A 23,947-nucleotide genomic window follows, 5' to 3' on the forward strand; every position below is an offset into this window, starting at 1 on the left:
TCGAATTGAAGACTAAGCGTTCGCTCGCACGCGATTCAGGGGCATCATAGTCGCCAGCCAACGACGAGGACAACGTCCGCTCCCCACCCCAAAGCGGCCATGCCTTCCGCGTGGAGGGCATGGCTTGGGCGACGCCAACAGATTCTGATACCGTAACCGATAACGACGGCCCACGGATCAGGGCTGCAACAGCGCCGGAATGATCCATACGGCCGACAGCACGATGATCACAGCGATCAGCGAAATAGCCAGTACATAGCGGACATTATGTCCTTTTACCCCGCTGCTTGCCTCGGTCTCGGTCACTTCGACATGGTCATCGACGACTTTCATGGGTTCGCTCCCTTTCTGGTTCCTTCAGAACGCGGCCCGTGCACGGGCGTTCCCGCACGCGGGGCTGGAGAGAGTTGCCAGAGGGTCTGTAAGCCGGGTTCTGTCCACCCCGTTGCCGGGGATAGGCGATCATTCCTCTAGGCGAACGGTTACCCGAACGCTCGAGCAGTCAACCCGGACGGCGGGGCCGGAACCGACCCTGGATTTCTCCGTGCCATCCCTATTCGACCTTGCTCCCGGTGGGGTTTGCCATGCCGCGTCCGTTACCGTCCGCGCGGTGCGCTCTTACCGCACCCTTTCACCTTTCGCCGGGCCGAAGCCTTTGGCGGTCTGCTCTCTGTGGCACTTTCCCTGAACCGGTCCGAGGACCGGCCCGCCGGACGTTATCCGGCACCGTAGTTTCCGTGGAGCCCGGACTTTCCTCCCCCGCTTGCGCGGCGGCGATCGCCCGACCCTCTGGCAAGGATGATTATAAGCCTTCCGGCCGGGTTTGACGAGTCAATTGCCCTCGGGCTGCGGCAGCAGCAGCGCGAGCAGGATCGCGCGGCATTCGCCGTCGATCGTGCCGTCGATCAGTTCGGGGCGGAAACGCCGCTGAAAGGCCACCGTCGCGGCGAAGCCGTCGGTCACGTCATAGCCGAAACGTTCGAGCGCGAGCAGGAAGCCCGCGTCGGTCCACAAGGGGTCGGTGAGCTTCCGGGTCGGGCGCGGCAACGCGAGGCGGCGGCGCGCGAGTTCTTCCCACGGAAAAAGCTCGCCCGGATCCTGCTTGCGTGTCGGGGCGATATCCGAATGGCCGACGACGTTGCCGCGGGTGATCGCGTGGGCGTCCTTGATCATGTGGACGAGGCGGACGACCGAGGCGACCTGCGGGTCGGGAAAGGGGACATAGCCCCATTCATGCCCCGGATTGACGATCTCGATCCCGACGCTCGCGGAATTGATGTCGCTGACCCCGCGCCAATGCGATTTGCCCGCGTGCCAGGCGCGCTTGTCCTCGGGCACCATATGGGTGATCTGGCCGTCCTCGCTGACGACATAGTGTGCCGACACCTTCGCCTCGGGATCGGCAAGCCGATCAATGGCTTCGGCACCGGTCTTCATACCGGTATAGTGGAGAATGATCATCGAAACGGGCAGCGAACGCTCGTCGAAATTGGGAGACCAGCGTTCGATAAAATCGCTCATGCGCTTTGCGGGCCCGTCCTGTTCTTGCCAGTCCGTCGATTGCGCCAGCGGGGCGCAAAAAGCAAGGCGGAGCCTGTTCTCTAGGACGGATCGACATTCAGGAGATGGCGAGTCGAAAATGGTGGTTTTCCGTGACCCGGAGCGCAGCGTGCTTTCTGCACGTGAGCACCGGAAGCGCGGAAGGCCGCCATTTGCAGGCCGCCAGAACTGAATGTCGATCCGTCCTAGGCCGCGGCTGCGCTGCGCACCTGCTGATCGGCGGGTTCGTAAAGGCCGCGCAGGCGCGGGCTGGCAACGAACTGGTCGGTCTGCCCAAGCACCGTTTCGCCCGCGCCGAGCACGAGGAAGCTTTGCGGCGCAGCCATCGCGCGCAGCCGCGCGAACGCCTTCTGCCGCATCGGCGCCGAAAAATAGAGAAGCAGGTTGCGGCAGAAGATGAGGTCGGCGGGGCTTGCCAGCGGCGGCCGGTCGATAAGCATATTCTGCACCGAAAAATCGATCCGGCGCCTGATGTCCGCCTTGGCAAGCCAGCCGCCCTCGGTCTGGTCGAACCAGCGCACCATGCGCTGCACGGGCAGCCCGCGCTGGATCTCGAACTGGGTGTAGAGGCCGACGCGCGCGCGGCCGATCGCATGATGGCTGACGTCGGTGCCGACGATGTCGACCTGCCACCCTGCCCATTTCGCGCCCTGTTCGGCGATCAGCATCGCCATCGAATAGGCTTCCTGCCCCGTCGACACGCCGCAATGCCAGATCGTCAGCCGCCGGCGCAGCTTGTTGATCTCGCGAATTCGTTCGAGCGCGGTCGCAGCTATCTCGTCGAAAACGCTGTATTCGCGATAGAAATAGGTTTCGTTATTGAGCATCGCATCGACCGTGTCGTCGAGCAATTGCCGGCTGTTCGACGTGACGAGCGCGGCGACCAGCGCGTCGAGATCGGCGATGCCGTGACGCTGCATCACGGGTTTGAGCGACATTTCGATCCGCCATATGCGGCTGGGCGAAAGCGTCTGGCCGGTGCGCGATTCGAGCACGCCCATCAGGACGCGATACGCCGATTCGCTGGCGCTGCTCCCCATCATGGCTTGCGTCGCCCCGGCCCGCGACCTTGCAGGAAACTGCCGAGCATCAGCGCGATCGCATCGGGGTTGAGCGTCGCCGCGGCGATGCCCGACTTCGCCACCGCGCCCGGCATCCCCCAGATCACACAGCTTTCGGGCGCCTGCGCGAAGATCGTGCCGCCCGCCTGCTTCAGCCGCGCCGCGCCGATCGCGCCGTCGCGGCCCATGCCGCTGAGGACCACCGCAATGCCGCCCTTGCCATAGACGTCGGCGACCGAATCGAGCATCGGGTCGGCCGACGGGCAGCAGCCATTGTCGACCGCGCGGCGGTCGAGCGCGATTTCGCGGCGCCGTCGGCCCTCGACGACGATCAGATGCGCGTCGCCGGGGGCGAGATAGATGGCGTTCGGTTCGATCGCCATCCCCGCTTCGGCGACGCGCACGCGGCGCGTGGTCATCGTCCCGATCTGCTTGGCGTAAAATTCCATGAACGCGCCGGGCAGATGCTGGGTCAGCAGGATCGGCGCGCTGATCCTGGGATCGAGGTGGGCGAGGAAGTTGGTGAAGGCGGGAATGCCGCCGGTCGAGGCCGCGACCGCGATACACTCGATCGGCTGGTCGGTGTCGATCGCGAGCGCGGCGGGCGCCGGTACGCGGCGTTCGGCGACCGGCAGCGGCACCGGATGATCCTGCTGATGGCCGAGCGACATGATCCGCTCGGTCAGCACCTCGGCAAAGCGCCCCGAAAAGCTGCCGCGTCCCGGCTTGGCGAGCGTGTCGCTGGCACCGAGCGCGAGGGCTTCGATCGCCGCGGGGCCGCCCTCGACGCAGTTGGACGAGAGGATGAGGACGCGGGCCTTTTCGGCGCGTTCCAATATATGCGGCAACGCGTCGAGGCCGTTCATGCCCGGCATCTCGACGTCGAGCACGACGACATCGACGGGCTCGCGCGAGAGATAGTCGAGCGCATCCTGCGCCGAGGCGACCGAGGCGCAGATCTTGAGCCCCGCGCGCTGGTCGACGATCCGTTCGAGGATGCTGCGAACGACGAGGCTGTCGTCGACGAGCATCACGCGCAGCGTGCGCGCGGTTGGCTCGCTGTCCGGTATCAGAGGCTGCGGCTGGGCCACGGAAAGAACCTCAGGCGATGCCGACGAGCTGCAATTTTCCTTCGAGCGTCTCGCGGTCGAACGGCTTCATCACATATTCGTCGGCGCCCGCCTCGATCGCGGCGCGGATATGGTCGATGCTGTTTTCGGTGGTGCAGAAAACGACGCGCGGCCGTTCCTGATGCCCATAATCGAGATCGTTGAACGCGCCGAGAAACTCCATGCCGCTCATCACCGGCATGTTCCAGTCGAGCAGGATGACGTCGGGACGATTGGCGCGGCAGAAGGTTAGCGCCTCCTGCCCGTCGGCCGCTTCATCGACGGCAAAGGCCATGCTTTCAAGGATATGGCGCGCGACCTTACGAATGACTTTGCTGTCATCGACGACCAGACAAGATTTCGACATGCAATTAACTCCGACCCCCGGGAATTTGGGATACTTACCGCCAAGGCGTGTGCAGCCCGTTAATAGACGGCCAGATTCATGCCGCCTTTAAGGGTCGGGACCGATTAAATGCGCGATCGAGGCGTCGAAATGGCGAAGATATCGGGTGCGGGTGGCCGCCGCAGGTAGCATCGCTACCCGCAAGGTCACGCGGGCCCGAGATCGAAGCCATTTCGGCGTCCCTTCGGGATTTGATCGATTTTGCCCATGGCGTCGTCAGCAAGTCTTGAAATATCGACATATTCCTACGCCTTGCTTCCTCGCCCTGAGCAAAATCGCTTCAAACCTCGACCGCGCATTTAATCGGTCCCGACCCTGAGGCTGGCAGCATGATAAAGTTGGACGGGTCGACGACGAGCAGCGAGGCGCCCCGATATTCGATCATCGCATCGGCGACGCGCGCCCAGCCGGGAAGCAGCTTTCCGGCGATGCGCGTCTCGGGCGCCTCGATGAAGCAGACATCCTCGATCTCGTCGGCGATCAGCGCATAGCCATGCTCGGCGACCTCGACGACGATCACCCGCTGGCCGGGCGCGACGGGCACATCGGAAAGGCCGATGACGACATGCGGGTCGATGAGGGTGAAGACGCGGCTGCGCAGCGCGAAGAGCCCCGCGACATGCGGCGGCGCGCCTGGCACCTCGACCGGCGTTCCGACGGTGACCACCGAATGGATCGCGCGGCTGCGCAGCGCGACCCGCGTATCGGCGATGCGCGCGACGAGATAGAGGTTTTCCATCATGCGGCTTCTCCCCCGACGCTGCGGCGCATCGCGTCGAGCAGCGCCTGGCGATCGTAACGATAGACGCTTTCGTCCTCCGGCCCCGTCGCTGCGATCGCTGCGCGCAGCCGGATCACCGGCACCCCGCCGCCGATATGCGAGCAAGCCTCGCCGTCACCCGTAAGGCAGAGCAAGACGTCGGGCGCCTCGTCGGACGGATCACCGTCCGCGATCACCCGGTAGCCGGCACCGCGCAGGATCGGCGCCAGGAAATTGTCGCCCCAGCCGTCGCGATCGTCGGCGAGGCGGCAGATCGGCTGGCGCTGTGCCGGCGCAGCGACCGCGGCATATTGCTCCATCAACCAGAAGGGATCGAGGAGCTCGACCGGCTCGCCGCCGACGAGCACGACACCCGCGATCAGCCCGGGCGCGGCCGAAGGCTGCACCGCGTCGGGCAGGCGCACGATGTCGATCACCTCGGCGATCGGATAGCAGAGCACCGCCTGGCCGTCGTAGAGGCGAAGGAGCTTCAGCGTTCCCTCGCCCCCCGGCAGCGCCGCGGCGTGAACGGGGAAGATATCCTCACCGACCCGGACCTGTATCCGTCCCGCGCTTTCGAACAGGCTCGATACCGGCACCTCCTCGACCCGCTCGATCACCGACAGGCGGACGCCGCGAATGCGGGCGTTCGTGTCGCGGAAGAGGAGCAACTGCGCGGCATTGCGCGCCGCCACCGTCTCGGCTTCGGCCTCGGCGGCTTGGCCCTGGCTGCGGCCCGCTTCGTTCGCGTCGATCGCCGCGGCGGCGAGCAGGCCCTGAACGTCGAGCAGCAGCACCGGGCGGCCGTTATCGGGAAGCGTCGTGCCCGCATAAAGCCCCGTCGCCATGATCATCGGCGCGGCGGGCTTGATCACCAATTCCTCCTGATCGTGGATCGCGGAGACGCTCAGCGCATAGCTTTGCCCCTGCCCCGGCCGGACGATGACGAGCGCGCGGTCGTCGACGTCGTCGTCCTGATGGCGCTCGCGACCGAGCACCGCTTCGAGGCGAAGCAGCGGATATTGCTTGCCGCGCACCGTGGCCAACTCGCCGCCGCCGACCCGGTCGATCCGCACCGTATCGGCGCCCTCGAGCAGGATTTCGCGCACGGCGCCACGCGGCACCGCGAAATATTGTCCCGCCGCGCGCACCATCAGGCCCGATATGATCGTCAGCGTCATCGGCACGCGCAGCAGGATCGCCAGCCCCCGACCCTCATCATTGCGCAGTTCGACGACCCCGCCGATCTTTTCGACATTCGCCTTGACGATATCCATGCCGACGCCGCGGCCCGAGATGGCGGTAACCTTTGCAGCGGTGGAAAATCCGGGCCGGAAGATCAGCTCGAGCTTTTCCTTCGGCCCCAGCGCCCGCGCTTCGGCCGCGGTCACAAGGCGCGCCGCAACGGCTTTCGCGACGAGCGCATCGGGAGAGAGCCCGCGGCCGTCATCGCGGATTTCGATTTCGATCTGATTGCCCGACTGGCGCGCCGACACCGAAATCGTCGCGGTAATCTCCTTGCCCGCCGCGACGCGATCCTCGAGCGGCTCGACGCCGTGATCGATCGCGTTGCGGACGATATGGATCAGCGGATCGCGGATATTCTCCATCATTTCGCGGTCGAGTTCGACCTCGCCGCCGCTCGTCTGAAAGGCGATCTTTTTGCCCATGTCCTGCGCGAGGTCGCGGACGACGCGCGGCAGCGGCGCGAACAGCTTGTCGATCCGCTGCATCCGCATCTGGCTGACCGACTGGCGCATGCCGGCGATCGAATCGGACAGGCGGTCGAACGAGGCGATCAGCGACAGGTCCGCACCCGATTCGCGGAGCATCCGGGCGAATTCGTTGCGCGCGAGCACGATGTCGGTGACACCCGTCATCACGCTGTCGAGCAGCGGCAGCGGCACGCGGATCGAACGCCAGCCCTGCAGATCGGCGCCGAGATCATCCTCCCGGCGCAGCGGAACCCCCGCGATTTCGAGCGACGCATTCTCCTCGCCCGCGCGTTCGGCAAGCGCGCCGATCACGTCGCGGTCGTCACCCGCCGGCTCGGTGCCATCGCGGCCCAGCGCGGCGCACAACTCGTTCAGCCGGTCGACGATGCCGAGCACCCCGGTGACGAGCGCGGCGTTGGCGACGCGGTTGCCGCGGCGCACCTGATCGAGCGCGTCTTCGGCGGCGTGCGACAGCGCCGTCACCCGCGGCAAGGCGAGGAATCCCGAGCTGCCCTTGATCGTGTGCACGAAGCGGAAAATGGCGTCGAGCTGCGCGCGGTCGGCGGGATCGGCCTCCCACGCCACGATCGCCCCGCCCGCTTCGGCGAGGATTTCCGCCGTTTCGGCCAAAAAGTCGTTCAGCAGATCGTCCATCGCCGTATCGGTGCGCCCCAAAAAACAGAGGCTCCACCATGGCCGACAATGGTTAAGTTTGGCTTTACTTGCGCCAGTCCGGCGGCGGGAAAGCGGGGCAAACCCTTCTTTCGCGGCCGCTTGGCGCGGCGGGCTGGCCGCGTGCGGAACCCTGCCCGCGGCCGCGCGTATTCGGCAGGAGCTGATCGGGAGGAATTTCATGCAATCGAAGATGTTTACGCTGGCGGGCGCGGCGGCTTTGGCGCTGGCTGCATGCACGGCGAAGGAAAAGCCGACGCAAGACAGCACCGCAGACGCCCCCACCGGCGGCGTGACGCGCGAGGAGGCCAAAGCCGAACCCGATGCGCCGCCGGTCACCCCGATGCCCGCCGCGACAGTGATCCAGTCCCAGCCTGGACCGGACGGATCGCAGGTCGACCTGCTTTCGGTCAAGGTCACCGGCGACATCCTGACCGTCGCCATGCGCTGTTCGAGCCCCGAGCGATATAATCGGGAATCGATCCGGGTCGCCCAGATCAGCGTGATCGACGATGCCACGTCGCAGCGCATCGGCGTGCTGAAAGACAATGAAGGCAATGCGATGGTGTCGAACCTCGTCCGCAGCAGCAGTCCGGACAACGACAATATGATGGTCGATTGCACATCCAAACCCGGGGTGATGTGGGCCAAATTCCCCGCACCGCCGGCCACCAGCGCGACCGTTTCGATCAACCTTCCCGGGGTCGCGCCCTTCGACGGCATTCCCGTCCAGCGATGAGGTGGTCGCTCCTGTCCGTCGCCGCGGCCGCTGCGATCGGCGGCTGTTCGGCGGACGCGCCGACCGACGCCGCCAACCAGGATGCCGCCAACCGGGACGAGAGCCCGATCGCGCCGTCACGCTCCGCGGGCGACACCGCCTCGCCGCCCGCCGCCGCCGGTATGAGCGCAAAGGTCAGTTCGCTCACGGGCGCAGTCAGCGGACTCAATACGCGGGTCACCGACATGGGCACGATCATCGACCTGCCCGCCGACGCCTTGTTCGAATATGACAAGGCGGTGCTCACGCAGGCGGCCGAGGTGGAACTGCGCAAGGCGGCCGAGATGATCCGCAGCGGCCCTCCCGGCGCGATCCGGGTGATCGGGCATACCGACAGCAAGGGCGACGACGCCTATAACCAGACGCTTTCCGAAGCGCGCGCGAACAGCGTCGCGGACTGGCTCCGCGAGCAAGTCGGCGTTCGTCAGCGCGAATTGCTGGTGTCGGGCCGGGGCGAAGCCGCGCCGATCGCGCCCAACGAAAATGCCGCGGGCGACGACGATCCCGCGGGGCGCGCAAAGAACCGGCGGGTGGAACTGGTTGTCCCGACGACGGACGGCCAATCGTCGGCTTCCGCCGGCTGACAGCTATCGCCGTCGCGGGAAACGCCGGTCAGCGCCCTCTCAGCACCGCACCGACGAGCAGCGAGGTCGGCGTCTCGCGCGCCAGCATCACCGTGCCGTCGCTTTGCCGCGCCACGGCTTGCACGAGCACGGCGGGCGCGGTGCGCGAGGTCATCGGGCTTGCGCCTTCGCCTTCGGCGAGGATGCGTTCGACATCGGCATCGAGGAAAATCCGCTCCGCCTCGACGTGCAGCGCGATTTCGACGCCTTCCGCCTGCTTCTCGCAGCCGATATCGAGCCGGCCGCCGCGCACCAGCGCATCGACGAGCAGCAGCGCGAGGTTGAGGATGATCTTCACCGCCGGCTTCGGCAGCGGTTCGGCCCCGATCATCCAGTTGAGGGTGATCGCGCGGTCGCCGATAATGCCCTGGATCGCCGATTTGGCTTCGTCGGCGGGCACAAGCTCGCCGAAACCGCCCGCCGATCCGAAGGCGAGGCGAAAGAATTTGAGCTTGTTCGCCGAGGTCCGCGCGCTCTGTTCGAGCAGGTCGATGCAGCGCGCCCGCATTTCCGGGTCTTTTTCGTCGGCGAGCAGTTCGAGGCCGTTGGCGAAGGCGCCGACCGGGCTCAAGAGGTCGTGACACAGGCGCGAGGCCAGCATCGAGGCGAAATCGACGCGATCGTCGGACATTTACAAACAGGCTCCCCAGCGCAGTGGCCAGATATTTCCGGCGTGGGTCGCTCCTAGGGCAGGCATGGGTCGAAGAGCAAGCGCGATCCCCTTTTCCCAGAGCCCGCTTCTTGAAATTGCGCGCTACAGAACCATATCCCCGTCAATGTTGGGGGACGACGAGATACTGACCGTGACGCTTCAGGACAGCGCGGCCGGGCTGCGGCTCGACCGGGCGCTGGCCGAGGCGCTTCCATCCCTTTCGCGCGAACGGTTGAAGACGCTGATCAAGGGCGGACGCGTCGCCGATGCGAGTGGTGCGGTCTTGTGGGATCCGTCGGCGAAGGCCGCGGCGCCCGCGACGATCGAGGTTCGCCTGCCCGCCGCTGCGCCCGCGCATAATGTCGCGCAGGACATGGACCTCGTCATCGCGTTCGAGGACGAGCATCTGATCGTCGTCGACAAGCCTGCCGGGATGGTCGTTCACCCCGCCGCTGGCAATCTCGACGGCACAATGGTCAATGCCCTACTCCACCATTGCGCGGGTCAGCTTTCTGGGATCGGCGGCGTCGCGCGCCCCGGGATCGTCCACCGCATCGACAAGGACACCAGCGGGCTGATCGTCGCCGCCAAGCACGACAAGGCGCATGAAGGGCTCGCGAAGCAGTTCGCCGCGCACAGTATCGACCGCCGCTATCTCGCGATCGCGACCGGACGCCCGCTGCCCGCGAACGGCACCGTCGACGCCGCGCTCGGCCGGTCGAGTACCAATCGCAAGAAAATGGCGGTCGTCGCCGAAGGACGCGGCAAGCGTGCGGTCACCCATTACCGGACGATCGAGCCGCTGAAAAATGCGGCTTTGGTCGAATGCCGGCTCGAAACCGGACGCACCCACCAGGTCCGCGTCCATATGGCGCATATCGGTCATCCGCTCGCCGGCGATCCGGTCTATGGCCGCGCCAGAAAACCGCTGTCGGACGTGCTGAAAGCGCGGAATTTCGCGCGGCAGGCATTGCACGCGGCCCATTTGGGCTTTATTCATCCGGTGACCGGTAACAGGATCGCGCTCGACAGCGAACTCCCCCAGGATATGCGGGAACTGATCGATGAACTGCGCGTTTAGGTTTCGAATGAAAATCTATTTTGACCGTGGATGTCAACCGCGGCATATCTCTCCTCTGGAATTTTAGGGAAGACGCTATGGCTAACAAAAGCAACGTTCCGGCAGTGGTGCCCGCGCTCGGCGGTGAGGCGAGCCTGAACCGCTATCTGGCCGAAATCCGCAAGTTTCCGCTTCTGACGCCCGAGCAGGAATATATGCTCGCGAAACGTTTTCAGGAGCATGAAGACAGCGAGGCGGCGGCGCAGCTCGTCACCTCCCACCTCCGCCTCGTCGCGAAGATCGCGATGGGTTATCGCGGCTATGGCCTGCCGGTCAGCGAGCTGATCAGCGAAGGCAATATCGGATTGATGCAGGGCGTGAAGAAGTTCGACCCCGAACGCGGCTTCCGCCTCGCAACCTATGCGATGTGGTGGATCCGCGCCTCGATCCAGGAATTCATCCTGCGGTCGTGGAGCCTCGTCAAGATGGGCACCACCGCGGCGCAGAAGAAGCTGTTCTTCAACCTCCGCCGGATGAAGAACAACCTCGAAGCCTTCGAGGACGGCGACCTGACGCCCGAACATCTCACCAAGATCGCGACCGACCTCGGCGTCACCGAGGAAGAGGTTACCAGCATGAACCGCCGCATGGCGATGGGCGGCGACACGTCGCTCAACGTCCCGATGGGCGAGGACGGCGACAGCCAGTGGCAGGATTTGCTCGGCGACGAAGGCCCGTTGCAGGACGAGCGCGTTGCCGAGGCGCAGGAACGCGACGTGCGGCATTCGCTGCTCAACGAGGCGCTCGAAACGCTCAACGACCGCGAGCGCCACATCCTGACCGAGCGCCGCCTGACCGACGATCCGAAAACGCTCGAGGATCTGAGCCAGGTTTACGACGTCAGCCGCGAGCGTGTGCGCCAGATCGAAGTGCGCGCGTTCGAAAAGCTGCAAAAGGCGATGCTGAAGCTGGCCGGCGAACGGCGGCTGATCAACGCCTGAATCACGGGCAGCGCGGCTGTTTCTGTCGCATAATCCCCGCGCATGGAGCGCGGCCATCGTAGCTGGCTGGGCGCTCGTCGCGCTGGCGCAGGCGATGCAGGGCTATTTTGTCGCCACGTATCGCGGGGTTCCGCAAGAATGGTGGCCGACGTTCGGCTACACTGCGGCGATCTATTCGATCTGGGCGATACTGAGTTGGCCGATTATCGGCGCGGTGATCGCGATCGAGCGGCGCATCCGATCGGGCTGGCGCCGCGTCGCCGCCTATATCCTGCTATGGCCGGTCGTGGTCAGCGCCCATGTGCTGCTGTTCGCCATCATCTATTGGCCGTTCTATCGGAGCGAGAATGTCGCGACGCGATGGGACATGACGTCGATCATGTTCGTCCGCAATCTCGACACCAACAGCCTTTTCTACCTCGCTGTCGCCGCGCTGACGATCGCCTGGATACGCTGGCCGCGGCGCCAGACGAAGCGCGCAGAGGTCATGCGGCCTGCCGACGACGATGCGGTGATCGTTCGCAGTCGCGGGACGATCCACCGCCTTCCCTTTGATATGATCGACTGGATCGGCGCTGCGGGCGATTATGCCGAAATCCACAGCGCGGGGCGCACCCATCTGATCGAGCAATCGCTGACCGCGTTGGCGCAGCGGCTGCCCGCCGAAGATTTCGCGCGCATCCATCGCGGCGCGCTGATCCGCATCGACCGCGTTCGCGAAATCGAACCGATCGGGCGCGGCGACGCCCATGTCCGGCTGATCGGCGGTCAGGAGTTACGGCTGAGCCGTCGCTATCGCACGAATTTGGCCGCGCTGCTCGCGCCGTCACCGCGGCCCGCCGAACCGGCGCCATAGTCCCGCCCACAGATCGGCGCTCGATCGCAGGCACCCTTTGGCGGAAAAGCGCGGCCCCTTTTCCGCTTTTTTGAGGTGCGCCGATGTTTTTCGCGATTCTTGCCCTTCTCGCCCCCGTCACCGCCACCGTTCCCGCGCCTGCCGCCGGAGTACGTCCCTATCAGTCGCTCCACCTTGAGCTTCCCTATACGCCGACGATCGCGCGGATCGATGGCGAGGACCGGCTGGTTTACGAACTGCATGCGACCAATTTTGCCCGCGAGCCTCTGTCGGTCACGGCCATCGACCTCTGCGACGCGGTGAGCGGCGCGCAGGTGGCGCGGATCGACCCCGCCGGCCCGATGCGCCGGATCGGCGCGCAGGCGGGCGGCGCCACCGAAATCGCGCCGGGTGGCCGGGCGATCTTTTATCTATCCATCTCGTGGACAGGGGGTGATCCCAAGCCGCTCGTTCACCGCATCACGTTGACCCCGGCGCGATCGGGCCAAAGACCCGCGAGCGCGGTGATCGCGGGCGGGGAATTTACCGCCACCCGGCCCTTCGTCGCCGCGCTCGGCGCACCGCTGCGCGGCGGTCCGTGGACGGCGGTGGCGCTGCCCGACATCGATAACGGCCATCGCCGCTTTCCCTATGCGGTCAGCGGCCGCGTTCGCCTGCCGGGTCGCCACGCGATCGACTGGATGCCGGCACGTGGCTTTGTCCCCGGCACCGCGGGGCGCGACGTCGCCGCCGATGGATCGGGCGCCGACGTCCTCGCGGTTGCCGATGGCGAGGTGGTTACGGTCAAAAACGCCCCCGCCCCCGGCGCCCCCGCCAGCGTCGAGGACGAAACGGGGGCGATGATCGTGCTGCGCCTGCCCGATGGCCGCTTCGCCTTTTACCAGCATCTGGCGCCCGGCATCGACATTCGCGTCGGCACGCGGGTGCGCCGCGGGCAGGTGATCGGGCGCGTCGGATCGTCGGGGCATGTCACCCAACCGCACCTGCATTTCCACGTCGCCGACCGCGCGGCGCCGCTCGATGGTGAAGGCCTGCCCTATCGCTTTGGCGCCGGACGCATCGTCGGACGCTATGCAAGCCATGCCGATTTCAAGGGGAATGAAGGCTGGCAATCCGCGGTCCCCCGGCCGATCGACGGCTTGCCCCCCGCCCACGCGGTCGTCCTTTTTGCCGCGGCGCCGATTTGACTCGGCACCGCAATCGACTAGCCTTCGGGCGGGTTGACCGAAGGGGGGAAATCTTATGTGGAAATGGATCCGTATTCCCAAGGGTATCGCGCTGCTGGCGTTCCTGTTGCCGTGGATGACCATCAGCTGTTCCAACCAGAAAATCGCCGAAGCGAGCGGTTTCGGCCTCGCCTTTGGGCGTATCTCCGCGATGGGTCAGGCCGCCAGCGCCAGCGACGGGGCATCGATGAACCTCTGGCTGATCCTGGCACTGGTCGCGATCGCGGGCGGGTTGTTTCTGCTGTTCACCAAGGGCCGCGAGGCGGCGAAGCTGGTGCTCGGCACCTCGGTCGCGGCGCTCGTGCTGATCCTCGTCGGCACCTGGCGCTACAGTAAGGATGCAATCATGGCCGAGGCGGCCAAGGACGGATCGAACGGCGGCATGGATCAGGCGGCGCTCGCGATGATTCAGGTCAATTGGCATTTCGGCTATTGGCTCGTACTGCTGGCGCTGATCGCCGCCGCGGTGATGGCGTGGCTGGTGATGAGCGGCAAAGAGGCCGAGGCCGAAGCCAGGATGCGGTCGCTTGCCGCCGACGCCGCCGATGCTGCGAAGGGCGCCGCGGCCAAAGCCAGCGAAGCGATCGACACCGCCACCGACAAGAAGGACGACGAGCCGCCCAAAGCGCCGTGAGACGGCTTTACATGACAATCAGCCGCTTGCCGACCGGCGGCAAGCGGCTATGAAACCTGCATGAGTAGAGCCGCAACGAAACGCCTCGAACGCCGCAAGCTCGCCTGGTATCTGCGGCCGTTCAAATGGCTGCTATGGTTCATCACGATCTCGGTGCTGTGGGTGCTGGTTTACGTCGTCGTCCCGCCGCCGGTGACCTTTACGATGCTGGCCGACAGCAAGGGGATTACCAAGGACTGGACCGGCCTGTCCGGGATCGATCGCAACATGGTGCGCGCGGTGATCGCGGCCGAGGACGGCAAATTCTGTAGCCACGACGGTTTCGACCGCGAGGCGATCGAAGAGGCGATCGAGCGCAACGCCAAGGGCAAGAAGCTGCGCGGCGGATCGACGGTCAGCCAGCAGACCGCGAAGAATGTCTTTCTGTGGCAGGGCAGCGGCTGGACGCGTTATGTCCGCAAGGTGCCCGAAGTGTGGTTCACTTTCCTGATCGAGACGATCTGGGGCAAAAGACGGATCATGGAAGTGTATCTCAACGTCGCCGAAACCGGCATCGGCACCTATGGCGTCGAGGCGGGAGCGCAGCGTTATTTCAAGCATGGTGCGGCCCAGCTGACCCCGCGCGAAGCGGCGCGCATCGCCGCGATTCTGCCGTTGCCGAAGAAGCGCGAAGCGATCAGCCCGTCGGGCTTCACGCGCCGTTACGGCCGCACGATCACCGCGCGCATCGGCGTGGTGAGGCGCGACGGGCTGGATGCGTGTGTTTATGAATAGCGGCAGCTTTGGGGTGGGGAGCGGTCGTATATTTTTCGTCATGCTGAACTTGTTTCAGCATCCATGGCCTGGCCTCCAATCCCGCGCGGCGCCAAAGGAAACGGCTGGGCCATGGACCCTGAAACAAGTTCAGGGTGACGAGATATAAAATGTCGTGTTCCGGCCGGAACCGGCCCAGCCCCCGACCGGATCGCCGCTAAGCCGGCTTCCAGCTCTTCCGCTCCTCGGCCTGCTTCAGCACCTCGAATGCCGCCTGCCCTGCGGCGAAGCGCTTTGCGGCCTCGGCGTCGCCGGGCTTGACGTCAGGGTGGCACTCCTTCGCCAGATTGCGCCACGCCTTTTTCGTCGCCTCGAAATCGGCGTCGGGTTCGAGGTCGAGCACTTCGAGCGCGCGCATTTCATCGGCGCTGCGGCTGCCATCGCCCGACCCGCCCCAGGCATAATGTTGCGCGCGGGCGTAACTGTTCGCGCCGCGGGCTTCCTCGGCGGCGCGTTCGGCGGCGTCCTCGGCGCTGAGGCCCTCGAAATAGTCCCAGCCGCGATTATATTCGGCCGCGTGGGTTTCACAGAAATACCAGCGTTCGGGGCTGTTCGGCGACTTGGGCGCCGGGCAATTTCCGGGATTGGTGCAGCCGTGCCGGTCGCAGAGGCGCATCTTCTGCGTCTCGCGCGACGAGCCATAGGGGCGCCAGCGGGGAAAACCCCAGTCATCGGATCTCTTGGCGCGGCTCATTCCGTCCCATCTAGCGGCTGGAGGCCGAAATTGCTAGCCGAGCGAGCCGAAAAACCTAGTCCTTGGGCTTGTAGCCGAACGCTTTGCCCGCGAGTTTGACCACGGCGGGATCGAGATCGGGCGGGGTCATCGGCACCGCGGCCTCGAGCGTTTCGACGATATGGGTCAGCGCCGCGATGCGTGCGGTCTTCTTGTGGTTGCCATCGACCACCTTCCACGGCGCCCAGCGCGTGTTCGTCTGCGCGAACATCTCCTCCATCGCCGCGAGATACTCCTTGCGCTTCGAGCGGTTGCGGTAATCCTCGGGCCCTGTCTTCCAGCGTTTCCAGGGATCGTCGAGCCGCGCGGCGAAACGCTCGTCCTGCTCGTCCTGCGTGATATGGACGAACAGCTTGACGAGGTTCGTGCGGCTGCCGGTCAGCTGCGCCTCGAACTCGTTGATCTCGTCATAGCCCTTGCGCCATTCGGCCTCGCTCGCATAGCCCTCGACGCGCTCGACGAGGACGCGGCCGTACCAGCTGCGATCGAAGACCGAGATTTCGCGGTTGCCGGGCAGGCGTTTCCAGAAACGCCAGAGGAAATGGCGCGCCTTTTCCTCCTCGGTCGGCGCGCTGATCGGCCACACCTCGAAAAAGCGCGGGTCGAGCGACGCGGTCAGCCGCCGGATGATCCCGCCCTTCCCCGCCGCGTCCCAGCCTTCGAACATGATGACGCTGCGCTGGCCGTGGATGATATGCGCCGCCTGCAGCCGTTCGAGCCGGTCCTCCAGCACCGCGAGATCGTCGGAATAGTCGCCGTCATATTTGGCGCCGGTTTCATAGTCGGAAAGCGAGATCGTCATCGGTCCACCCTAGCGCAAGCCGGGGGGTCCTACCAAGGCCGATGCGCCGATGTCATTATCTGGCACAGCGCGCGCAAGCTTTCTTACCCATGGGCGATTTCAAAGCAGCCCGGCAAGCAGCGCGGCAACGCGCGCGGGCGCTTCCATCGGGATGAAATGACTATGTTCCGCCCAAAGTTCGTCGCGCTCGGCGCCGATCGCAGGACCCAGCCCGATCCACGTCGGGCTCAGCGAAAAGTCGAGCGCGCTGCCACGCTCGCCGGTCGGCGCGCGGATGACGGTCGAGGGAGTTGCAAGATAGTGCAACCACTCGTGCGGGCTGGTGCGCAGCGCATTCTGATAGACCGATGCTTCGAGCGCCGGGGGGCAGGCAAGCTCCAGTCCCGCCCCGTCGGCGGGGGGAAGCAGGCCATGCGTGCAATAGTCGGCGAGCACGCGCGGATCCCAGTTCGCATAGGGCGGCCGGTCGGCGAAGCGCGCGCGCATCTCCTCGACGTCGGTCCAGACGTTGCGCCGCCGCGCAACGGGATGGTCGGCAGGGTCGGGAATCACTTTCGCAGCCTCGCCCTCGTAAAAGGCCGGGTCCATGATCACCGGGTCGATCAGCACGAGGTGGCGAAAGGCCGCGGGCCGCTGCGACGCGAGACGCGTCAGGATATAGGCGCCCATGCTGTGGCCGCAACCGACGATCGGATGCCCGCCGAGCCCGTCGAGCAGCGGCAGCAACACATCGGCGGTCGCCGTCCAGTTAGCGAGCGTCGCAGGGCGGAAGCTTCGCCCATGGCCGCGGTGGTCGGGTGCGATGACGTGCGTTCCCGCGGGAAGCGCCGCGACGACCTGATCCCAGAGCCGCGCGTGAAAGCCGGTCGCGTGGAGCAGGAGTAGCGAGGGTCGCTCACCCCGCTCACCCCATTCGAACCAGCAGATGTCGCCGTCCGGCGTTTCCAGCCGGTGCTCCCGGGGTTCGCTCACGCCTTAGCTCTTCGGACCGTCGACGATACGGATGCCGAGTTCCTTGAGCTGCTTGTCGCTGACCGGCGCCGGGGCGCCCATCATCAAATCCTCGGCCTTCTGATTCATCGGAAAGACGACGACCTCGCGGATGTTCGGCTCGTCGGCGAGCAGCATCACGATGCGGTCGACACCCGGCGCCGAACCGCCATGCGGCGGCGCGCCGAACTTGAACGCGTTGATCATGCCGCTGAAGTTCGAGTCGACTTCGGCTTGGGAATAGCCAGCAATTTCGAACGCCTTGTACATGATGTCCGGGCGGTGGTTCCGGATCGCGCCCGACGACAGTTCGACGCCGTTGCAAACGATGTCGTACTGCCAGGCGAGGATGTCGAGCGGATCCTTGGTTTCCAAGGCTTCGAGCTCGCCCTGCGGCATCGAGAAGGGGTTGTGGCTGAAGTCGATCTTGCCGGTGTCCTCGTCGGCCTCGAACATCGGGAAGTCGACGATCCAGCACATCTCGAACTTGTTCGGATCGATCAGATCGAGCTGCTCGGCGACGCGGGTGCGCGCCAGCCCCGCGAGCTTCGCGGCGACCGCTTCTTTGCCCGCCGCGAAAAACAGCCCGTCGTCGGGACCGATGCCGAGTTCGGCGGCGAGCGCGTCCATCTTCTCCGGCCCATGGTTCTTGGCGATCGGACCGCCCCATTCGCCGCCCTTGCGCGTCGCATAGCCGAGGCCGGCAAAGCCCTCGCCCTGCGCCCAGCTGTTCATGTCGTCGAAGAATTTGCGGCTCTTCTCGGCGGTCGCGGGCGCGGGGATCGCGCGCACCACGTCGCCCGCGGCGACGATGTCGGCGAAGCGGCCGAAGCCCGAGCCGGTGAAGTGCGACGAGACGTCGGTGATGATCAGCGGGTTGCGAAGGTCGGGCTTGTCGTTGCCGTATTTCAGCATCGATTCGCGGTAGGGGATGCGCGGGAACGAGCCGGCCGGGGTCACCGACTTGCCGTTCGCAAACTCCTCGAACACGCCCGCGAGCACGGGTTCGATCGCGTTGAAGACGTCATCTTGCGTGACGAAGCTCATCTCGAAGTCGAGCTGGTAGAATTCGCCGGGCGAACGGTCGGCGCGCGCGTCTTCGTCGCGGAAACAGGGCGCGATCTGGAAATAGCGGTCGAAACCCGCGACCATCAGCAACTGCTTGAACATCTGCGGCGCCTGCGGCAGCGCATAGAATTTGCCGGGGTGGACGCGGCTCGGTACCAGATAGTCGCGTGCGCCTTCGGGCGACGAGGCGGTGAGGATCGGCGTCTGATATTCGGTGAAGCCCTGATCGACCATGCGGCGACGCAGGCTGGCGATCACGTTCGAGCGCAGCAGAATGTTCGCGTGCAGGCGGTCACGGCGGAGGTCGAGGAAGCGGTATTTAAGACGGATATCCTCGGGATATTCCTGCTCGCCCGCGACCGGCATCGGCAGCTCGATCGCCGCCGACTGAACGGATACGTCACGCGCGCGGACTTCGATCGCGCCGGTCGGCAGGTTGACGTTGGTTGTCTCCGCCGAACGCGCGACGACGTCGCCGGTGATCGTCACGACGCTTTCGGCGCGCAGGCCGTCGAGCGTGGCGAACGCCGCGTCGCTGCTGTCGGCCACGATCTGGGTCAGGCCATAATGATCGCGCAGATCAACGAAGAGCAGTCCGCCATGGTCGCGCTTGCGATGGACCCAGCCCGAAACGCGGACATTCTGGCCGACATCCTCGGCGCGAAGCTGGCCACAATTATGGGTGCGATAGGCGTGCATTTCGTCGTCTTTCGATGAATGAGGAAATCAACTTTAACGTGATTTGTGGCCGCGCCTAAGGCAGGTCGGCGCGCCATTTGTCAAGAGTCGAGGCGGTTTCAGCAGGTCAATCCCAGCCCATCGAGTACCTCGCTGCCGAACAGCGCGCGGTGGACGGGATCGGGCATCAACCGGTCGCGCGCAGCACACCAGCGGCGGAAATCCTCGCTATAGTCGGACGCGACGCGCGCGGCATCGAGACGGCAGCTTTTCGCCCAGTGGCGGGTAAAGACAATCCCCTCTGCATCGAGGCATTCGACGACGCGCGCATAGGCATCGGCGGTACGCTGGCTGCGCGGGCCGTCGAAATCGATCACCGCATTGTGCGGAAAACGCGCGGGAGCGAGAAGGCCCTGCGCCCGCTCCATGAAGCGCACGGTAACGACGGTCGAACCGCCGTGGCGCGCATAGACGGCGCAGATGCGTTCGAAGGCGCGCGCAAGGTCGGCGCGGTCGATGGTGACCGAGGCGTTGAACAGGTCCGCCATGGGGCGGTGCGTGTCGAGCCCTTCGCCCCAGCTGCCGTAGACGGGCGGATCTTCGATGTCGGGGCCGGCGGCGTAGCCGAGCTTCATGGCGAATTGCAGCAGCGCGCCCCGCGCCCACGGATAATCGTCGAGCAGCCGGCCGAGCAGGCTGAGCGCATCATAGCCCGCGCCGAGCTGGCCGGGCGTCGCGCGCGGATAATCGTCGCGCCACGGCTCGCAATAAAGGAAGCGCAGCATCGCGGGCCGCTTGAACGGCTTGTAGGGATTGACGATCATCTGGACGAAATCGGGGTCGCGGTCGAGCGCATAGGTAGCGGAGAAGCGCCGGAAATCGCCCGAGGCAAGCCAGTCGAGCGCGGCGCGGTCGACCTTGCGCAGATTCTGGATCGGGCGAACGAGGAATTTGGGCACGCTGTCGACGACAAGCGCGGTGACGATGCCAAGCGAGCCGACGGGAAGCTGCGCCGCGGCGAAAACATCATCGTCGCGCAGCGGCGCCGAGCCCGTCGCGGCGATGAAGGCGTCGCTCATCACGCCCGCGCCCGGCTCGATCCAGTGGATGCCGCCGGGCGTGACGATCTGCACCGCGCGGATATGATCCTGAACGCCGCCGCGCGCGATCATCGAACCGTGGGTTCCCGTCGCGGCGGCGCCCGCAAAGGTCTGACCGTTGCCCGCGCCGCTGGTCCACAGCGAGCGGCCCTGCGCCTCGAACTTGTCGGAGACCTCATCGACGAGCGCCCCGGCTTCGACGAGCATCAACGCGCTCGCATCGACGCCGGGACGGACATCTTCGGCGCCGAGCCGGAAACAGCGGTTGAAGCGGCGCGTGTGAAGCAGCCAGCTTTGCGAAGCGATGTTGACGTTCGACGGCGACCAGCCCGCGCCGAGCGGACGGACGCGGCGCTGGGCCGTTTGTGCCTGCACAAGCCAGTCCTGCACGGATTTCGCGGCAATCGCGATCTCGTCGCGCCCGCGTTCCGCGTCGCCGCTGCGCAAGGCAAAGCGCGTCGCCGCCTCGCACGTCCCGGTGCCGTGATAATTGGTCCAGCGGCCTTCCTCGCGGAGCTTGACGATCGGCATCACGCCTCTCCCAACGGCAGGATGCCGGCATGCGCGCGCCACGCCACAGTCACCGGGCGCAGGAATCCGGCGCTCACGATCGCGACGAGCATCTGGCGCCGCGTCGCGAATACGCGCACGTCGCACAGGCCATGGTCGGAATCGGGCGTCACGAACGGCTGCGCGGCCTCGGCGGCGAAGCCCCAGCCCTTCAGCGTCACGACGATCGATTCTTCGTCGAGCGGCCGCGGATTGGCGATCGAGACGAAAATATCCGCCTGCCCCGCGAGATATTGGCCGAAAAGCAACGCAAAACCGAGCGCGGCGAGCACCCAACCGAGCCACATCATGCCCCAAATCCCTTCGTCTTTTTCTCCGGCCGGTGTTCCGGCTCCGCGACCCGAAGAGCTACGGGAAGGCCTGTTCAATTTTTCCTGCCCGTTCCCCTCAACTAGCTGTATAGGCGCGCTATGCAAGTCCATCCGTTGATCGAAACCAACGCCGCGCTCGTCGAATTCTGCGACCTTATCGGGAACAGCGATTTCATCGCGGTCGATACCGAATTCATGCGCGAAAACACCTTCTGGCCAGAGCTTTGCCTGATCCAGGTGGCCGACCGCGAGCATGCCGCGGCGATCGACCCGATGGCGCCGGGCATCGACCTCAAGCCATTGCTCGACCTGCTCGTCGATAACGAGGACATGCTGAAAGTCTTTCACGCGGGCGGACAGGATGTCGAAATCATCTTCAACCTGACCGGCAAGACCCCGCACCCGATCTTCGACACCCAGATCGGCCAGATGGCGCTGGGTCAGGCCGAACAGGTCGGCTATTCGAACCTCGTCGAAGCGTGGATCGGGCTGCAACTCGACAAGGGCGCGCGCTTTACCGACTGGAGCCGCCGTCCGCTCGACAAGCGCCAGATCGACTATGCGATCGGCGACGTCACGCACCTCGCAAAGATTTTCCCGATGATGCTCGACAAGCTGATCAAGACCAGCCGTGGCCACTGGCTCGACGAGGAAATGGAAAAGCTTGCCGATCCGGCCAACTACAGCGTCGACCCCGACAAGGCGTGGCAACGGATCAAGATTCCGACGCGCAAGACCGACGTGCTCGGCCGGCTGCAGGCGCTCGCCGCCTGGCGCGAGCGCGAGGCGCGGAACAAGAATCTGCCCCGCGGCCGGATCGTCAAGGACGAGACGCTCGCCGACCTTGCCGCGCATCCGCCGAAGGATCAGGACGGGCTCGGCCGCGTCCGCGGATTGTCGGCGACATGGCGCACCAACGACATCGGCGGCCGGCTGATGGACGCGATCGCGAACGCCAAGCCGATGTCGAAGGACGACATGCCGGAACGCGCGCCGCGCGGCCCGGGGCTCGGCAAGGAAGGCACGTTGGTGGCCGACCTTTTGAAGCTGCTGCTCAAGATCCGGGCGCGCGAGCTCAATGTCGCGGCGCGGCTGATCGCGCGCAGCGACGATCTCGAGGCGCTGGCCGCCGGGGCGCGGAACGGCATCCAGATGATGGAGGGCTGGCGCTACGACGTGTTCGGCCACGCCGCGCTCGATCTTGTCGAGGGACGCATGGGCTTTGCCGTCGTCAACGGCAAGCTGGTGATGAGCGAGATCGACGCGGCGACCGCGGCCGCGGTTTAAACCAGCACCAGTTCCGGTTTCGCATCGAGTGCCTGCGCGAGGACGCGGAGGCGGCGCTCGACCGATTCGCCCGCCAGATGATGCCAGCCGGCGTCGAGGGACAGCCGCAACCTGCCATCGACGAGCGCGATCCCGCTCGCCTTGAGCGGCGCCTCGACCCCGCCGGTCAGCCGCTGGGCGAGGCGGATCGCGAGACCCCATTGCCGCGCGCGCGCCAGTCTTTCCGGCGAAACGAGCGTGCCCATCGCGGGAAATTCGGCGTCGGCGCCGCCGAAGCCGGCGTAAAGCGCGCGCGCGAGGAGGATACGTCCCGGAATGTCGATGCTGCGCCAGTTGCCGTGCAGGCCGATCTCGGTGCCGCGTTCGGCGCGGAAATCGGGGTTCGCCGACCAGGCGACGTCGCTGAGCAGGCTCGCCGCGAGGCGGACGCGGCTGTCGGCCGGCGCTTCATCGGCAAAGAGCGGCGCGATCCAGTCGGCGATCGCGCGGCCGTGCGGCGCGAAACGCGCAAGGCGGCGACCCTCGAATTCGGCGGCGACGATCAGAGGATCCTGCGCGCGCGTCTCGGCATCGAGCGCTTGATAGAGCAATCCTTCGCGAAGGCCCGATGACGAAACGGTCATTTCGGGGACCTCGAGGATGTTGACGAGCGCCGCAAGCAGCGCCGCGGCATCGGGCAAGGCGGCCGCGCGGTTCGACGCCATGCCGGGAATCGCGCGCAATTCCTCGAAATTCAGCCTTTTGGTCGCGCGGATCAGGCGGCGGAGCGCGCTGCGTGGCAGCGTGTGCTGGTCGAGCACCGCGAGCGGGTCCTTGGTGAGTTCGAGGTCGAGGCGCGAGAGCGCACGCCACGAACCGCCAACGAGGTAGAGCGGCAGCCCGGTCAGCCCCTCGCCGGGCCAGCCGGCGGTGCGGAGCATCTTGCGGATCGCGCGCTCGAACGCCTGCTCGCCACCCTGGCGCAGCGCCGGCAAGCGGAGCACGCCGAGCGGAAAGGACGCGCAGCGGCCGACCCGGCCATCCGACACTTCGGCCAGTTCGAGGCTGCCGCCCCCCAAATCGACCGCGATGCCATGCGCGTCGGGAATCGCCGAAAGCACGCCATGCCCGGCGGCTTCGGCCTCCTCCTCGCCCGAGAGCAGCCGGATGTCGAGCCCGGCCTCGGCCGCGGCGGCGATGAAGTCGGGGCCGTTCGCCGCGTCGCGCACAGCAGCGGTGGCGACGCACTGGACCGACTTCACGTCCATATGCTGCGCGAGCAGCGCGTAGCGGCGGAGCGCGACGAGGCCGCGTGTCGCATCCTCGGGCGCGATGCGGCCGTCGATCGCGAGGCCGCGGCCGAGGCCGGCGGCGACCTTTTCGTTGAAGATCACCGCGGGCGCGCGCGCCGGGCCTTCATAGACGACAATCCGCACCGAGTTGGAGCCGATGTCGATGACGGCGGATCGGCTGACCGCTTGTTTGGTGCGCAGGAAATTCAAC

Annotated in this window: 24 protein-coding genes and 1 other RNA gene; 9 read left to right on the forward strand and 16 right to left on the reverse strand. The window is 65.9% G+C overall.

Annotated elements, in window-relative coordinates; all coding sequences use genetic code 11:
- Positions 1–177: 177 nt before the first annotated feature.
- From GGR90_RS00005 to GGR90_RS00040, 8 genes are all read right to left on the reverse strand, one after another.
- Positions 178–333, reverse strand: coding sequence for a hypothetical protein (locus GGR90_RS00005; RefSeq protein WP_167918259.1), 156 nt, complete (start codon positions 331–333; stop codon positions 178–180).
- Between the two features lie 73 nt (positions 334–406).
- Positions 407–793, reverse strand: an RNA gene (rnpB, locus tag GGR90_RS00010) — RNase P RNA component class A.
- A gap of 38 nt (positions 794–831) precedes the next feature.
- Positions 832–1,521, reverse strand: coding sequence for an N-acetylmuramoyl-L-alanine amidase (locus GGR90_RS00015; protein WP_167918261.1), 690 nt, complete (start codon positions 1,519–1,521; stop codon positions 832–834).
- A gap of 224 nt (positions 1,522–1,745) precedes the next feature.
- Complete coding sequence (locus tag GGR90_RS00020) at positions 1,746–2,603, reverse strand: CheR family methyltransferase (RefSeq protein WP_167918263.1); 858 nt, start codon at positions 2,601–2,603, stop codon at positions 1,746–1,748.
- Entirely contained in the window at positions 2,600–3,712 is a 1,113-nt protein-coding gene (cheB, locus tag GGR90_RS00025; protein ID WP_167918265.1) for a chemotaxis-specific protein-glutamate methyltransferase CheB, read from the reverse strand. The genes GGR90_RS00020 and cheB overlap by 4 nt, the downstream gene beginning before the upstream one ends.
- Positions 3,713–3,722: 10 nt before the next feature.
- Entirely contained in the window at positions 3,723–4,097 is a 375-nt protein-coding gene (locus GGR90_RS00030) for a response regulator (RefSeq protein WP_167918267.1), read from the reverse strand.
- Between the two features lie 319 nt (positions 4,098–4,416).
- Entirely contained in the window at positions 4,417–4,878 is a 462-nt protein-coding gene (locus GGR90_RS00035; protein WP_167918269.1) for a chemotaxis protein CheW, read from the reverse strand.
- Positions 4,875–7,286 carry a chemotaxis protein CheA gene (locus GGR90_RS00040; protein ID WP_245198312.1) on the reverse strand — a complete coding sequence of 804 codons (2,412 nt, stop codon included), beginning with the start codon at positions 7,284–7,286 and terminating at the stop codon, positions 4,875–4,877. The genes GGR90_RS00035 and GGR90_RS00040 overlap by 4 nt, the downstream gene beginning before the upstream one ends.
- 178 nt (positions 7,287–7,464) lie before the next feature.
- Here GGR90_RS00040 and GGR90_RS00045 point away from each other — a divergent pair, with 178 nt between their 5' ends.
- Positions 7,465–8,022 (forward strand): hypothetical protein, encoded by a 558-nt coding sequence (locus GGR90_RS00045; protein WP_167918271.1) that lies wholly within the window; start codon positions 7,465–7,467, stop codon positions 8,020–8,022.
- On the forward strand, positions 8,019–8,645 hold the full coding sequence (locus GGR90_RS19575; protein WP_209023514.1) for an OmpA family protein: 627 nt from the start codon (positions 8,019–8,021) through the stop codon (positions 8,643–8,645). The genes GGR90_RS00045 and GGR90_RS19575 overlap by 4 nt, the downstream gene beginning before the upstream one ends.
- 28 nt (positions 8,646–8,673) lie before the next feature.
- Here the strand turns inward: GGR90_RS19575 and GGR90_RS00055 are convergent, their stop codons facing one another.
- Positions 8,674–9,315: a histidine phosphotransferase family protein gene (locus GGR90_RS00055; protein WP_167918272.1), complete on the reverse strand. Its 642-nt coding sequence runs from the start codon at positions 9,313–9,315 to the stop codon at positions 8,674–8,676.
- 145 nt (positions 9,316–9,460) lie between these two features.
- Here GGR90_RS00055 and GGR90_RS00060 point away from each other — a divergent pair, with 145 nt between their 5' ends.
- From GGR90_RS00060 to mtgA, 6 genes are all read left to right on the forward strand, one after another.
- On the forward strand, positions 9,461–10,417 hold the full coding sequence (locus GGR90_RS00060) for an RluA family pseudouridine synthase (protein ID WP_167918274.1): 957 nt from the start codon (positions 9,461–9,463) through the stop codon (positions 10,415–10,417).
- 77 nt (positions 10,418–10,494) lie between these two features.
- Positions 10,495–11,397 carry an RNA polymerase sigma factor RpoH gene (gene rpoH / locus GGR90_RS00065; protein ID WP_167918276.1) on the forward strand — a complete coding sequence of 301 codons (903 nt, stop codon included), beginning with the start codon at positions 10,495–10,497 and terminating at the stop codon, positions 11,395–11,397.
- A gap of 94 nt (positions 11,398–11,491) precedes the next feature.
- Positions 11,492–12,253, forward strand: coding sequence for a LytTR family DNA-binding domain-containing protein (locus GGR90_RS00070; protein ID WP_167918278.1), 762 nt, complete (start codon positions 11,492–11,494; stop codon positions 12,251–12,253).
- An 83-nt stretch (positions 12,254–12,336) separates the two neighbouring features.
- Positions 12,337–13,440 carry a M23 family metallopeptidase gene (locus GGR90_RS00075; protein ID WP_167918281.1) on the forward strand — a complete coding sequence of 368 codons (1,104 nt, stop codon included), beginning with the start codon at positions 12,337–12,339 and terminating at the stop codon, positions 13,438–13,440.
- Positions 13,441–13,495: 55 nt separating this feature from the next.
- Positions 13,496–14,113 (forward strand): hypothetical protein, encoded by a 618-nt coding sequence (locus tag GGR90_RS00080; protein WP_167918283.1) that lies wholly within the window; start codon positions 13,496–13,498, stop codon positions 14,111–14,113.
- Between the two features lie 60 nt (positions 14,114–14,173).
- Positions 14,174–14,887, forward strand: coding sequence for a monofunctional biosynthetic peptidoglycan transglycosylase (gene mtgA / locus GGR90_RS00085; RefSeq protein ID WP_167918285.1), 714 nt, complete (start codon positions 14,174–14,176; stop codon positions 14,885–14,887).
- A gap of 196 nt (positions 14,888–15,083) precedes the next feature.
- On the opposite strand, the gene GGR90_RS00090 is transcribed toward mtgA, so the two are convergent.
- The 6 genes from GGR90_RS00090 to GGR90_RS00115 all read right to left on the reverse strand — a co-directional run bounded on the left by GGR90_RS00090 (position 15,084) and on the right by GGR90_RS00115 (position 21,157).
- Positions 15,084–15,620, reverse strand: coding sequence for a J domain-containing protein (locus GGR90_RS00090; protein WP_167918287.1), 537 nt, complete (start codon positions 15,618–15,620; stop codon positions 15,084–15,086).
- A gap of 55 nt (positions 15,621–15,675) precedes the next feature.
- Complete coding sequence (locus tag GGR90_RS00095; protein ID WP_167918289.1) at positions 15,676–16,461, reverse strand: polyphosphate kinase 2 family protein; 786 nt, start codon at positions 16,459–16,461, stop codon at positions 15,676–15,678.
- Positions 16,462–16,560: 99 nt separating this feature from the next.
- Complete coding sequence (locus GGR90_RS00100; protein WP_167918291.1) at positions 16,561–17,433, reverse strand: alpha/beta fold hydrolase; 873 nt, start codon at positions 17,431–17,433, stop codon at positions 16,561–16,563.
- Positions 17,434–17,436: 3 nt separating this feature from the next.
- Positions 17,437–19,218 carry an aspartate--tRNA ligase gene (aspS, locus tag GGR90_RS00105; RefSeq protein WP_167918293.1) on the reverse strand — a complete coding sequence of 594 codons (1,782 nt, stop codon included), beginning with the start codon at positions 19,216–19,218 and terminating at the stop codon, positions 17,437–17,439.
- A 98-nt stretch (positions 19,219–19,316) separates the two neighbouring features.
- Positions 19,317–20,828 (reverse strand): FAD-binding protein, encoded by a 1,512-nt coding sequence (locus tag GGR90_RS00110; protein WP_167918295.1) that lies wholly within the window; start codon positions 20,826–20,828, stop codon positions 19,317–19,319.
- Positions 20,828–21,157, reverse strand: coding sequence for a hypothetical protein (locus tag GGR90_RS00115; RefSeq protein ID WP_167918297.1), 330 nt, complete (start codon positions 21,155–21,157; stop codon positions 20,828–20,830). Before GGR90_RS00115 ends, GGR90_RS00110 begins: the two co-directional genes overlap by 1 nt.
- Positions 21,158–21,277: 120 nt before the next feature.
- On the opposite strand from GGR90_RS00115, the gene rnd reads away from it, so the two are divergent.
- Positions 21,278–22,465 carry a ribonuclease D gene (gene rnd / locus GGR90_RS00120; protein ID WP_167918299.1) on the forward strand — a complete coding sequence of 396 codons (1,188 nt, stop codon included), beginning with the start codon at positions 21,278–21,280 and terminating at the stop codon, positions 22,463–22,465.
- On the opposite strand, the gene GGR90_RS00125 is transcribed toward rnd, so the two are convergent.
- Positions 22,462–23,946, reverse strand: a complete 1,485-nt coding sequence (locus GGR90_RS00125) for a Ppx/GppA family phosphatase (RefSeq protein WP_209023515.1) — start codon at positions 23,944–23,946, stop codon at positions 22,462–22,464. The genes rnd and GGR90_RS00125 overlap by 4 nt on opposite strands.
- Position 23,947 lies beyond the last annotated feature (1 nt).

This window comes from Sphingopyxis italica (assembly GCF_011926545.1).
In the GTDB taxonomy this organism is placed as follows: Bacteria; Pseudomonadota; Alphaproteobacteria; order Sphingomonadales; family Sphingomonadaceae; genus Sphingopyxis; species Sphingopyxis italica.